The sequence below is a fragment of the Pseudomonas capeferrum genome (genome assembly GCF_013523055.1).
In the GTDB taxonomy this organism is placed as follows: domain Bacteria; phylum Pseudomonadota; class Gammaproteobacteria; order Pseudomonadales; family Pseudomonadaceae; genus Aquipseudomonas; species Aquipseudomonas capeferrum_A.
Map to the genome: position 1 here is coordinate 1 of NZ_JAAMQM010000022.1, position 13531 is coordinate 13531.

Sequence of the window (13531 nt, forward strand, 5' to 3'; positions counted from 1 at the left end):
CGATCCGGCACAGGCATTGGCCGCGGCGGTCGCCGAGATCCGGGGCTGATCGAGGTATACACTACGTCATCGCCACCCAGGGTTTCGTGACTGGCAGTTCCAGCTGGGAGACGAAGCCTTGGGAGGAAATCGGAGAACGGGGGGGATGAGCTGGGGCTGGGTAGCCACGAACCAGGGGTGAGAGGGCTTGCCCCCTGATCGAGGCCGGAGGCCTCGCCTGGTAGTGAAGGTTGTTCATTCAACTCGGTAGCCATGGATGCACTAGATGCAGGCAATCCGAGCCCCCACAACCATTGGTGTGAAAGAGCCTTGGCATTACCAGGCGAGCCCTGCGGCCTCGAATCGGGGGGCAAGCCCCCTCACCACCTTGGTCTGCTATGGCCAAGGCACCAGTGTCAGGCTAAGAGCAACTAAGTCGATCAGGGGCACCAGTGTTAAACCCAAGGCACCGGGACAGGTCAAGGACACCAGTGTTAGACCCAAGACACCGGGACAGGTCAAGGACACCAGTGTTAGACCCAAGGCCCGGGAAAGATCAAGGACACCAGTGTTAGACCCAAGGCACCGGGACAGATCAAGGACACCAGTGTTAGACCCAAGGCACCGGGATAGATCAGGGGCACCAGTGTTAGACCCAGGGCACCGGGACAGATCAAGGACACCAGTGTTAGACCCAAGGCACCGGGACAGATCAGGGGCACCAGTGTTAGACCCAGGGCACCGGGACAGATCAAGGACCAGTGTTAGACCCAGGGCACCGGTACAGATTAGGGGCACCAGTGTTAGACCTAAGGCACCGGGACAGATCAGAGGCACCAGTGTTAAATCCAGGTACCGGGACAGATCAAGGACACCAGTGTTAGACCCTAGGGCACCGGGACAGATCAAGGACACCAATCTTAGACCCAGGGTACCGGACAGATCAGGGGCTCCAGTGTTAGACCTAAGGCACCGGGACAGATCAGAGGCACCAGTGTTAGACCCAAGGCACCGGGACAGATCAAGGACACCAGTGTTAGGCCCTGGGCACCAGGACAGATTAGGAGCACCAGTGTTAGACCCAAGTCACCGGGACAAATCAAGGACCCCAGTGCTAGACCCAGGGCCACCAAGATTATTTCTAACTCTAATGAATTGCTCAGAACCAGTGGTGAGGGGGCTTGCCCCCCGATTCGAGGCCGAAGGCCTCGCCTGGCAATACTGAGACCCTCTCAACCTAGGTGGCCGCGGATACTCGAATCTATTCGCAACATTGAACCAACGATTTTCCCACCGCTCGAACCTTATATGCCCCTCCACCGCCACCCCAAAGGAGAACATCATGCCCTGGTATGCCTGGTTAATATTATTGGTCGCCCTCGGCTCCATCGTCGGTGGGCTGATGCTGCTGAAGGATTCGGCGAAAGAAATACCGCTGACAGAAGAGCAAAAAAAGAAAATCCACGAAAGAAACGCAGAAATGGACGCCAAGGAAGCAAAAGACCGCTGATCCACATTTTCTGCCTCGCTAGCCGACTCGAACCTGACCGAGCCGGCTAACGATTCGACGCTTACTCCACCTTCAACTTGTCCCGATTACGCTCCAGCAACGCCTTGCCAATTCCCTTGATCTCCAACAACTCATCCACGGTCGCGAATGGCCCATGAGCCTCGCGATAGGCCACGATCGCCTCCGCCTTGGCCTTGCCGATACCGTTCAACCGGCTTTGCAAGGTAGCAGCGTCGGCCTTGTTGAGATCGAGCTGCTCCTCCTGACCCTGGCCCACCATCGGCGTTGCCATCATCGGCGCGGTGGCAGTGTCCTTGTTCATGGCCGACGCAGCGGTTGCCTGCGCATGACCCTGCCCGCCCATCGGCTCCGCCGCATGAGCCGCCGACATCGACAGGGCCAGACTCGTGAACAACGGAAGGACTACATTGGAAAGGAACATATTGCGCATGACCAAACTCCTGTTCATTGACTGAGAGCAGCGTTTCCTTGGCTGCCATGACAACCCTACCCGCTGTACTTGCAGAGTCAATACAACTAGCCACGCACAATAGTTACAAGATTGATCAAGCCAGTTACCAGCAATAAGCTACTTGTTCAAACCACCCAGCATCCGAAAACTTTAAATACATATCCAAATATGTACCAACCAAATGATCAAACAACTTTCCATACAGAGTGACGGCCTCGCCCCATCACTCTTCCACAACCCCTGCAAACCTCAGGAATCCAGGCGCCGCTGCTGATACATCCAGTCAACGATTTCCCCCTGGGGCGTATAGCCACTGACCAGCTCACGCAACACCAGACGCACGACAGGGCAGTCGTTCTCATGCACCGCCGCCAGCAACTGCCCCAGCTTCACCTTCAGTTGCTCCCAAGGCAAAAAATCCTCATTGGCGGACATGATCATCGGATGACGGGTCTCGACCACGTTCTCGCCGATCAACAGCTCCTCGTAGAGCTTCTCTCCCGGTCGCAACCCGGTGAACTCGATCGCGATATCGCCAAGCGGATTACGTTCGGAGCGGACACTCAAGCCAGACAGATGCACCATCTTCTCGGCCAGCTCGACGATCTTGACCGGCTTGCCCATGTCCAGCACGAAGACTTCCCCGCCCTGCCCCATCGACCCCGCCTGGATCACCAGCTGCGCGGCTTCAGGGATGGTCATGAAGTACCGGGTGATCTTCGGATGAGTCACCGAAAGTGGCCCACCGACCTTGATCTGCTTGTGGAACAAGGGGATCACCGACCCCGAGGACCCCAGGACATTACCGAACCGCACCATGGTGAACCGGGTCTTGTTGACGTGCGAAACATTCCCCGCCGCGCCGAACAACACCGGCGCCTGCTCCCGGCTCAGCGCCTGCAAGGTCAACTCCGCCAAACGCTTGGTACTGCCCATGACATTGGTCGGGCGCACCGCCTTGTCCGTGGAGATCAGCACGAAACTCGACACCGCCGCCTGCAACGCCGCCTGCGCGGTATGCAGCGTGCCGATCACGTTGTTCAGCACGCCTTCGGCGACATTGTGCTCGACCATGGGCACATGCTTGTAGGCCGCGGCATGGTAGACCGTGTCCACGTGCCAGGTCCTCATGACATCGAGCATGTGATCCTGATCACGCACCGACCCGAGAATCGGCACCAGGCGCACCAGCAGCGACTCCCGGGCAATCCGCTGCTCGAGCTCGGAGAGAATGCTGTACAGGTTGAATTCGGCGTGATCGAAGAGGATCAGCGTCTTGGGCTCCAGCTCGATGATCTGCCGACACAATTCGGCACCGATCGACCCGCCCGCCCCCGTGACCAACACCGACTGCTCGACGATACAACGCTCAAGCAGGTCATGCTGAGCGGGCACCGGATCGCGGCCCAACAAGTCGGCGATGTCCACGTCCTGGATGTCGTCGACCTTGACGCGTCCACTGGCCAGGTCCATGAACCCAGGGACACTACGCACATGCAACGGGAACCCTTCCAGATACCCCAGGATCTCCCGACGCCGCGCGCGGGTCGCCGAAGGGATCGCCAGCAGGACCTCTTCCGCGCCGGTGTCATCCAGCATCTTCTTGATTCGCTCGGGCTTGTAGACGTGCAAGCCTGAAATCACCCGGTCGGCGATACTGACATCGTCATCGATGAAGGCCACCGGCCGCATGGCCTTGCCCATGCGCAAGGCCGCGACCAGCTGATTGCCCGCGGAGCCCGCGCCGTAGATGGCCACCTTGGGCAGGCCGTTGTCACGGCTGGTGAACGGCACATGCTGCGCCGCCGTGAACCAGTCCCCGAGGAAGTACTGGCGCATCGCCAAGCGCAAGCCGCCGACGATCACCATGCTCAACCACCAGTAGTTGAAGATGATCGATCTTGGCACCACAGGTTGCGGGCTGCTGTACCAGTACACCACCAAGGTCAGCAGCAGTGACGAAAGGCTGACGGCCTTGATGATGGCCACCAGCGCGTCATTGCCGAAATAACGCATGACGGCCCGGTACATGCCGAAGCGGATGAACAGCGGGATCGCCACCACCGGCGCCGCGACGAACAACCAGGTATGAGCCAGGATCGGGTTGTACATCTCGTCGAAGCCCAGCCGCACGATAAAGGCCAGCCACAGCGCTAACCACACCAGCAGCACATCGGTGGTGACCTGTATCAGACGCTTCTGCCTGCGCGGCAGATTCACTAAAAACGTACGTAACTTATCCATAATCGCCGACCTGGACGGTCCGCCCTCATTCGTTTGATAAGCCCAACTTCAGACGGGTGTGTGGGGTGGAACAAAACCGGACGGGACGTGTTTCAAGCGTCCGCCTGCCCGGCCTTGAACTTGATGCACAACAGGATCAAGGGGCAATAAGCGATCACCACGCCCAGCAGGCCATCGAGCCCAAGCACCGTCACGCACAGGGCGACGGGTACCAACCAACCCACCGTGATCGCCGCCACTGCCAATGTGACGGGCAAATGACCTTTGTAACCACGGGCGGCATGCTGGTACGCATGACTGCGATGCGCCTCGTAGACCTTTTCGCCATTGAACAAGCGGCGCAGCAACGTAACTGTAGCGTCCACGATGAATACGCCCAGGACAATCAGCCACGCCCAGAAATAAGCGCTGCCCTGCCAGGCGCTCTGCAAGGACAGCACCCCAAGGGCGATGCCCAGAAACCCACTGCCGGCATCGCCCATGAAAATCTTCGCGGGCGGGAAATTCCAGATCAGAAAGCCCGCCACGGCAGCGGCCAGCAGCAACGGAGCGGTGATCGCCTGAGCATGCCCACCCAAGGTATAGACCAGGCACATGGCCAGGCATACCACAATGGCTTCAACACCCGCTATGCCGTCGATTCCGTCCATGAAATTGTAGAGATTCAATAGCCAGACCAGGTAGAAAAGCGCAAAGGGCAGCAGGATCCAGGGCCCGACCGGCAACCCGCCGACCACCATCGTCGGCAAGCCGCCCAAGCAGCTCAGCGCCCAACCGGCAGCGGCGAAGTGGCCCAGCAGCCGCCAGCGTGCCGGGATATGACGATGATCATCCATGAACCCGACCACGGCGACCAGCAAGCCGGCGCCGGCAAGGGCCAGATAGTCGCTAGCCGCCATCACGCCCTGGCTCCAGAGCAGCGTCAGCGCCAGCAGATAGGCGCAGACAATGGCGACACCGCCCCCGCGAGGCGTAGGCACACTGTGCGAACTCCGCGCGCCGGGGATGTCCACCATGCTACGCCACAGCGCATAGCGCCGGATGACCGCGGTCAATACAAACGAACCCAACCCTACGGCGAGCAACAGCCATCCAGTACTCAGCACTTGTGTGATTCCAGAAAATAGTCAGCGGTGGCTTGCAAGGCTTTGCTCAAGGGCACCTTCGGCTTCCAGCCCAACAGCTGTTCATTCTTGGAGATATCGACGTGCAGCGAGCCCAGCAGCCGCTGCATCGCCGCGCTTTTGCCGATCAGCCTGCCTGCCAACCGAAGCAGCCCGGTGGGCACCGGCAGCAGCACCACGGGCCGCCCCAGGGCGCGGGATACACGTCGCAACAGCTCTGGCGTCGAGACATCCTCGCCGTCGCTCACCAGAAAGACCTCGTTGGCCGCCTTCGGGTGCTCGATACAGACATCCACGAAGTCCACCAGGTTCGGCAGGCCGACCAGGCTGCGCCGATTCTCCACCGCGCCGAGCGGCAGCGGGGCGCAGCGGTTGAGCCAACGCATCAGGCTGGCCATGTTGGCGCCGACGCCGGGCCCGTAGACCAACACGGGCCGGATGATCACAACCTCCATGCCCGTCACCCGCGCCAGTTGCCGCAATCCCTCCTCGGCCTCGAGCTTGGAGACACCGTAGGGATCGACCGGCCTGGGAGCGTCGTCAGCCGTGAAGGGCCGGTCCGGCAGGGTATCCTCGCCATTGACCTTGATCGAACTGATGAACACGAAGCGCCGCACCCCCGCCTTCGCCGCCTGTTCGGCCAGCGCCAGCGTGCCTTGGGTGTTCATGAGCCGGAACTGCTGAAGTGGATCGGCTTCGGCATCGTTCATCACATGCACGCGGGCAGCGGTGTGCACGACGATCTCGACATCGGTCAGGCTGGGTAGCCAGTCCGTGCGCGGGCCCAGGCCGGCCACGATGACCTTCTTCGCGCCAGCCGGCACCTCGGCATCAGAGCGCCGTACCGCGGCCACGACTGGCCGTGACTGCTTCGCCAGCAAGTGCGCCACAAGGGCGCGGCCGACGAAGCCATTGGCACCCGTGACCAGGACAGCACCGTTGCCCATCTGCCCAGCCACCCCGCTCAAGAGTGGCCTGCGAGCAACTCACGGTACAACTGCGCGTAACGGCTGACCATTTCTCGGGCGGTGAACACCGATTCATAGCGCTGCAGCGCGTTACGCCCCATGGCCCGAGCCCGTTCGGGATCGTTCCAGAGCGACAGCATGGCCCGCGCGAGCGCGGCGGGGTCACGAGGCGGCACCACGTACCCGGTCTGGTCGGCCAGGTTGATGAACGACATCCCACTGCCGATCTCGCAGGAGATCAGGGGCTTGCCGAACATCGCGGCCTCCAGCAGAGACATGCCGAAGGACTCCGAACGCAGATGCGACGGGAACACGAACGCCTCGCACAGGTTCAGCAAGGCCACCTTGTCTTCATCCGGCAAGCCGCCGACGAACTGCACCGTATCGGCCCCCAGCGTCTGCGCCTGAGCGCGCAGCTCCTGCTCCAGGTGGCCATGACCGACGATCACCACCGGCAGCCCGGCAATCTTCGCCGCCTCGATCAGGTAATCCAGGCCCTTGTAATAACGCAACGCACCGACGAAGAGGAAAAAGCGCGGTCCCAGGCGATTGCGCCAATAGGCCAGCTTCTGCTCGTCCACCTTGGGATAGGTAGCACCATCGAGCCCATAAGGGATGACCGAGACCTTGTCCTTGAAGCGCTGCAACACCTCACTACTGGCGGCGTAATTCGGGGACGACGCGACGATGCGGTCGACGCTGCCGAGAAAACGGTTCATCAGCGGCTGATACAGCTTCAGCAGGGACTTCTGCTTGACGATATCGGAGTGATAGCTGACCACCGTCGGCTTCTTCAGACGGCTGGCGAAATGCACCAGGTCCATGTACGGCCACGGATAGTGGTAATGAACGATATCGGCCTGACGCGCCAGCTCGGCGAAGTCCTTGAAGGCCGAGAGCGAAAAACCAGTGGACGCCACATGCAGGTCGAGACGCGAACGGTGCCCCACATGGTGCCCGACCGCCTCCCCCCGCGCCGCGCCACGGCTGCTCAGGTACAGCACCTCCGACTGCACGCCAACCGCGGCGCCGCCTTCGGCCAACTGGTAGATGACCTGCTCGATGCCACCCATGGTCTCCGGGTAGTAGGTCTTGAAGAAGTGCAGAACCTTGATCATCGTGAGTCGACCATCCGCCGATAGACCGCCGTGGTTTCGCTGGCGCAGCGCTCCCAGGAGAACCGGGCGGCATGGGCGAGCCCTTGCTCGATAGCGGCCTCGCGCCAGGGCTCATCCTCCAGACCCTTGCGGATCAGCGCGGTCAGCGTCTCCACGTCCTTGGCCTCGCACATCAGGGCAGCATCGCCCGCCACTTCCGGCAAGGACGAGGTGTTGGAACACACCACCGGCACCCCGGAGCCCATGGCCTCCAGCACCGGCAGGCCAAACCCTTCGTACAGCGAAGGGAAGGTGAACAGGCGCGCTCCAGCGAACAGCAAAGGCAGATCCTGACTCGGGACGAACCCTAAATACCGCGCCCATCCCTCGCGCTCGGCCTTTTCCAGACGCTGGTGGATGGTCTCGTTTCGCCAGCCGTGATAGCCGGTCAATACCAGGGGCCAACGCGTGCGCAACGGCAATGGCAGCCGTTCATAGGCGTCGAGCAAGGTTTCGATATTCTTGCGTGGCTCGATGGTGCCCACGAACAGGCTGTAACCACCCGGCTGCACGCCATGTCGAGCGAGCGTGGGCTCTAGCTCCCGCGCCGGACGCGGGTGAAACTCCCCGGAGCTGGCCAGGGGCACCACATCGATCCGCTCCAGAGGCCAATTGAAATAGGCACCCAGCTCCTGCTTGACGAACTCCGAGTCGGTAATCAACCGGTCGGCGCGTCGAAGCGTCTGCTTCAACTCTTTCTGCAGGAAACGCGCAAGCTGCGGCGCATGACACTCGGCCAGGGTAAAAGGCGACAGGTCATGAAAGGTAGCGACCCGCGGCCCCCTGAACGGCGGCAGATAATAGTTGGGACTGTGATACAGAAAGTCCGAATGCCCCGCCAGCGCCATGCCCTTCACCCACGGCATGAGCACGCGATAGGCCTCGATCGCGATGGGGTTCTTCTGAATCGCCCGCTTGAGGCTGTAGCCACCGCTCGATTCGTCACGAGCGCTAGGCAAGGCCGGCAGGAAACGCCGACCGGCCATGTATCGAAGTTCATCGATACCCGGGGTCCGCGCAAGCCGTTGAGCCAGCTCGAAGGTATAGCGACCGATGCCCGTCAGCGGAAAGCGGACGGACTCCACAGAGAGCACGACTTTCATTATTTGCCAACCAGCATCCAGGCCAGTGTTTCACTCAAGGTAGGCGTGGTCCAACCTGGGACCAGGCTACGCAACCTGGCGTTATCGCCGGTCAAGGTCTTCACCTCGTTGGCGCGCACGAAAGCCGGATTCACCGTGACTTCCAGCTCATGGCCAGTGATCTCCTGGCACAAGCGGATGACGTCACGCAGCGAGTGCGCAACGCCGGAACTCACATTGACGGTCTGACCCACCGGCGCCACATCAAGGAGCCCGCGGTAGGCCGAGACCACTGCACGCACGTCGCTGAAGTCGCGCCATACGTCGAGGTTGCCCAACTCGATCACCTCGGCCTTGCGGCGGAAATGCGACACGATCTTGGCCAACAGGAAATTCTCGCCCTGCCCCACACCCGAATAATTGAAGGGCCGTGTAATCACGATCGGCAGGCGCGGTTGCCACAGGCTGGCCATGTACTCCATGGCCAGCTTGCTCACAGCATAATCATTCGCCGGGGCCGGCGGGGTCGACTCGTCGAGCAAGCCGCTGGAGGCATTGCCATAGACATTCGCGCTGCTGGCGAGCAGCACGCAGTCCGGCGTCTTGCCGCACGCGGCGATCGCCTCCAGCAGGTTGCGCGAACCGATCAGGTTGACCTGATAGAACGCGTCGGCCACCCCATGGCCCACAAAAGCGAGGGCAGCCAGATGCACGACGACATCGGGCTGCAGCTCGGCCAGCAGCTTGCGCAGACCGGCCGCATCGGCCAGGTCCACCTGAAAATAACCGTCTTCATCCGATGACTGACTGCCAATGCCCAGCACTTCATAGCCCTGGGCCTGAAGTTCCGCTGCCATGTAGCGACCGGTGAAACCGTGAATACCTGTAATCAGAGCGCGCTTGCTGGCCATAGTCATCAGAACGAGAACCCTTTCTCGTTACGACGCAGGTCGGCTTCGACCATCATGCGGCACAGCTCTTCGAGGCTGGTCTTCGGCTCCCAACCCAGCACTTCCTTGGCCTTGGCCGGGTTGCCGATCAGCAGGTCGACCTCGGTCGGGCGGTAGAACTTGGGATTGACCTTGACCAGCACCTTGCCGGTTTCGGCGCAGATACCCTGCTCGGCTTCCGCCTCGCCTTTCCACTCCAGGGTGATATCGACGGCCTTGAACGCCATGGTGACGAAGTCACGCACGGTTTCGGTACGGTTGGTGGCCAGTACGAAGGTATCCGGCTCGTCGGCTTGCAGCATGCGCCACATGCCTTCGACGTATTCCTTGGCGAAGCCCCAGTCGCGCTTGGCGTCCATGTTGCCCAGCTCGAGGGAGTCCTGCAGGCCCAGCTTGATCTTGGCGACGGTGTCGGTGATCTTGCGGGTCACGAACTCACGGCCGCGCAGTGGCGACTCGTGGTTGAACAGGATGCCGCTGGTGGCGAAGATGCCGTACGACTCGCGGTAGTTGATGGTCATCCAGTGCGCGTACAGCTTGGCGACGCCGTACGGGCTGCGCGGGTAGAAAGGCGTGCTTTCGACCTGAGGGATGGCCTGGACCTTGCCGAACATCTCGGAAGTCGACGCCTGGTAGAAGCGGACCTTCGGGTTGACGATACGGATGGCTTCCAGCAGGTTCACAGCGCCCAGGCCGGTGATTTCGGCGGTGGTCAGCGGCTGCTCGAAGGACACGCCCACGAAGCTCTGCGCGGCGAGGTTGTAGACCTCGGTGGCCTCGGTGGTCTGCAGCAGGCGGATGCTGGCCGACAGGTCGGTCAGGTCATATTCGACCAGGTGCAGGTTAGGATTGTTCTGGATGCCCAGTTCTTCAATACGCCAGAAGTTAACGGAGCTGGTACGGCGATAGGTGCCGTAAACGGTGTAGCCCTTCTCCAGCAGCAGTTCCGCCAGATAGGCGCCATCTTGACCAGTGATCCCAGTGACGATTGCTTTCATGCGAATTAACCAACTCCGTTAGTGCGATATAGGGCATTCATAGACAGAAGCTTGCCGACAGATGGAACGAATCCCCTCTGCGGCTGTTCAACGATTGAGTATACATCCACAAAGCAATCTGCTCGACCGCCAAAGCCAACAGCAGATCCAGGCAAAATCCGACGACCCTACAGGGCCCGAGAATGCGCCGCCCCGCTTGTGGGAGCGGGCTTGCCCGCGAAAGGGCCCTCAGCCTCACCAAAATGTCAGGCTTGAATCACAGGGCCCCAGCCTCAACCCCAGCCAAATCAGCGCTTGGCCTCCAACTTGGCCAAATCCCCACCCGGCAGCCCCTTCTCCGGCTCCGGGCTGAGCCAGACGTTGACACTGTCAACGCTCTCCTGGTTCAACTTCCCACTCCACCGATTCAACAGGAACAGGTTGGTGATGAAGTCGTACTGGGCCTTGAGCAGATCGCGACGCGCCCTGAACTCGTTCTGCACGCTGGTGAGGACGTCAACCGCGTTGACCACGCCATAGGCAAAGGCCTTTTGCGCCGCAATGCTCGATTGCTGAGCGGACGACAGCGCGTTACGGTTGGCGCGGATCTTTTCCACGCTGGCCTGGGCGGTGAGGTAGGCCGTTGTAGTTTCCTTCACGACCTGCCGGCGAATGCCTTCGAGCTGTTGCTCGGCGGCCAGCTGCTCATCGTAGAGCCCACGCACCCGCGCGGAAGTCGAACCACCGCTGTACAACGGGATGGAAACCCCCACGCTGGCAACATAACTGTCGCTGCGCGGCGTCAAAGTATTGTCATAACCAACGTCGCTGCGCCCGGCGCTCAAGTTCAGCGACACCTGAGGATAGTGTCCACCCTTGCCTTCGCGTACCGCCGCGTTGGCCGCTTCGGCGCCATGCTCGTAAGACTTGAGCAAAGGGTTGGCATCCAGGGCCTGGGCAACGAAGTTGGCCAACGGCTGGGGCGGCGCCTGCAAGGCCACATCATTACGTACACGACTAAGGCGCTCATTGATCGGCCGCCCGACCACCTCGGACAAGGCTTCACGACTGACTTGCACCTGGTTGCGCGCCTCTACCTCCTGCGCAGCCAAGGCATCGACACGCGCCTTGAGGTCGAGCAGGTCGGTGATCTTGGCCATCTGCCGCTCGTACATCATGTTGACGCGGTCGAGATTCTTTTGCGTGGCGCGGCGTTCGGCCTGCACCAGTTCGAGCTCGTCATCGGCCGCCAGGGCGACGAAGTAACGCTGGGCCAAGTCGACGGTGGCCTCGGCATGGGAGTCCTCGGCCTGCTCGCCCTTCTGCAGGGTAACGCTCTTGGACTTCTGGTAGCTTTCCCACGCTGACTTGTTGTACAGGTACTGGGTCAGGGTGAGCTGGTTGCTCTTGTTGTCGTAGATTTCCCGCGAGGCGTCGTCCTTTCGCAGGATACGGTTGGCACTACTATTGATGGAAACCTGCGGCAGCAAACCGCCCAAGGCTTCGCGTTGCTGCTCGGAAGCAGCCTTCGCGCGCAAATAGGCGGCCAGGACGCGCGGGTCTTCAAGGCGGGCCTCACGGTAGAGCCCGCCCAGATCCAGCGCATAGGTCGAAGCCGATACAGGCTTGGGCGGGACATCTTTCGGGACCAAGGGCTCGGCAGCCATGGCTTGCCAGGCCGCCAAGCTCAGTACTACACCGGGTAACAAACGCAGCACAATCATACTCCGATCATTCCTCGATCATCGATTGGGCGAACATGTTGCGCGCCGGTTTGAGCAGATATTCCAGCATGGTGCGGTCGCCTGCGTTGATCAGGACTTCAGCAGGCATGCCGGGTTGCAGCTTGCGGTTGGCGAGTTTTTTCATGCCGTCTTCGGTTACGTTTACGCGGACCAGGTAGTACGGGTCGCCGGATCGCTCGTCGGTCAGGCGGTCGGCGGAGATGCGGATTAGCTTGCCTTCGATGACTGGGGTAGTAGCGTTGTTAAAAGCGCTGAAGCGAATATCAGCAGTTTTACCCAACTCTAGACGATCAATATCCTGAGGTGCGACCTTCGCTTCGACCACCAGATCGGATGCAGCCGGTACGATATCCATCAGCGGCGTTCCCGCTTGCACCACCCCGCCGACCGTATGAACTTTCATATCCAAGACCATGCCGGTTTCCGGTGCTCGAATGACGATCCTGGACAGCCGATCATTCAGCGCTGCTTCTTTTTCCTGTAGGTCGAAGACTTGGGCCTGGACTTGAGACAGCTCATCGGCAACGTCCGCACTGAATTTCTTATCCAGCTGGACGATCTGCAGCTCGGTCTCACTGATCTGCAGCTTGGTCTTGGCGATGGTCGACTTGTGGTCGGACACCTCAGTGCGGAGCATGTCGAACTTGCGCTGCGACTCGAGCAGGCGCTGATTGTCGACGAAGCCTTGGGCCAGCAGATCCTTGAGTTGGACGATCTCGCCGCTGTACGACTTCTCCAGTCCTTGTTTGGTACGGATCATGTCTTCCAGGCCGCGGATTTGCTCCTTGAGCTGACTGATGCGCTCGCGTTGCACGGAGATCTCGCCCATACGGGAGTCATGCCGAGATTTGAACACCTGTTGTTCGCCTGCCAGGGCTTCCTGGGCACGATCAGAATCTGTGCCTTTCAGTACCACAGGCGGAACCGCATCAAGCTGATCACGCTCGGCACGAAGACGCGCTTCTTTGTAGCGGGCAACGATCAGTTGGTTACGGGTCGACTCGTACTCAGCGCTAAGCTGAGATTCGTCCAGCACGATCAATGGGTCGCCCTTTTTCACCGAGTCGCCATCACGGGCAAGCAACTCTTTTACGATCCCGCCCTCAAGATGCTGCACAGTCTTGCGGTAGCTCTGCACGGTCACGAAACCGCTACCGTGCACGGCGTTGCTCAAGGGGGCGAGCGCCGCCCATGTGCCGAAGATTCCGAAGGTCACCAGTACGATAGTCATACCGATGCGACGAATGCCGCGATCGGAAGTGGGCATGTCATCGAAGTTATGGTCGAACTTGGCTATGGCTTTGCTAGTCATCGATGAAATCC

General features: G+C 60.6%; 11 protein-coding genes. 1 reads left to right on the plus strand and 10 read right to left on the minus strand.

What is annotated here, in order from left to right:
- The first annotated feature begins 1321 nt into the window (after nucleotides 1-1321).
- Nucleotides 1322-1489: a DUF2897 family protein gene (locus G7009_RS22080; protein WP_181132223.1), complete on the plus strand. Its 168-nt coding sequence runs from the start codon at nucleotides 1322-1324 to the stop codon at nucleotides 1487-1489.
- 61 nt (nucleotides 1490-1550) lie between these two features.
- Here the strand turns inward: G7009_RS22080 and G7009_RS22085 are convergent, their stop codons facing one another.
- The 10 genes from G7009_RS22085 to G7009_RS22130 form a co-directional block, all read right to left on the minus strand.
- Nucleotides 1551-1940: a ComEA family DNA-binding protein gene (locus G7009_RS22085; protein WP_181132224.1), complete on the minus strand. Its 390-nt coding sequence runs from the start codon at nucleotides 1938-1940 to the stop codon at nucleotides 1551-1553.
- 270 nt (nucleotides 1941-2210) lie between these two features.
- Complete coding sequence (locus tag G7009_RS22090) at nucleotides 2211-4205, minus strand: polysaccharide biosynthesis protein (RefSeq protein ID WP_181132225.1); 1995 nt, start codon at nucleotides 4203-4205, stop codon at nucleotides 2211-2213.
- 92 nt (nucleotides 4206-4297) lie between these two features.
- Complete coding sequence (locus tag G7009_RS22095; RefSeq protein ID WP_181132297.1) at nucleotides 4298-5308, minus strand: MraY family glycosyltransferase; 1011 nt, start codon at nucleotides 5306-5308, stop codon at nucleotides 4298-4300.
- Nucleotides 5305-6276 carry a UDP-glucose 4-epimerase family protein gene (locus G7009_RS22100; RefSeq protein WP_181132226.1) on the minus strand — a complete coding sequence of 324 codons (972 nt, stop codon included), beginning with the start codon at nucleotides 6274-6276 and terminating at the stop codon, nucleotides 5305-5307. The genes G7009_RS22095 and G7009_RS22100 overlap by 4 nt, the downstream gene beginning before the upstream one ends.
- A gap of 17 nt (nucleotides 6277-6293) precedes the next feature.
- Nucleotides 6294-7415, minus strand: a complete 1122-nt coding sequence (locus G7009_RS22105; protein ID WP_181132227.1) for a glycosyltransferase family 4 protein — start codon at nucleotides 7413-7415, stop codon at nucleotides 6294-6296.
- Entirely contained in the window at nucleotides 7412-8557 is a 1146-nt protein-coding gene (locus tag G7009_RS22110; RefSeq protein ID WP_181132228.1) for a glycosyltransferase family 4 protein, read from the minus strand. Before G7009_RS22110 ends, G7009_RS22105 begins: the two co-directional genes overlap by 4 nt.
- Nucleotides 8557-9453: a GDP-mannose 4,6-dehydratase gene (locus tag G7009_RS22115; protein ID WP_181132229.1), complete on the minus strand. Its 897-nt coding sequence runs from the start codon at nucleotides 9451-9453 to the stop codon at nucleotides 8557-8559. Before G7009_RS22115 ends, G7009_RS22110 begins: the two co-directional genes overlap by 1 nt.
- Nucleotides 9453-10484: a GDP-mannose 4,6-dehydratase gene (gene gmd, locus G7009_RS22120; RefSeq protein ID WP_181132230.1), complete on the minus strand. Its 1032-nt coding sequence runs from the start codon at nucleotides 10482-10484 to the stop codon at nucleotides 9453-9455. The genes G7009_RS22115 and gmd overlap by 1 nt, the downstream gene beginning before the upstream one ends.
- Before the next feature lie 287 nt (nucleotides 10485-10771).
- Nucleotides 10772-12187 (minus strand): TolC family outer membrane protein, encoded by a 1416-nt coding sequence (locus G7009_RS22125; RefSeq protein ID WP_181132231.1) that lies wholly within the window; start codon nucleotides 12185-12187, stop codon nucleotides 10772-10774.
- A gap of 7 nt (nucleotides 12188-12194) precedes the next feature.
- A complete protein-coding gene (locus G7009_RS22130; protein ID WP_181132232.1) occupies nucleotides 12195-13520 on the minus strand; it encodes an HlyD family type I secretion periplasmic adaptor subunit in 1326 nt (441 codons plus the stop codon).
- Between the last annotated feature and the right edge of the window lie 11 nt (nucleotides 13521-13531).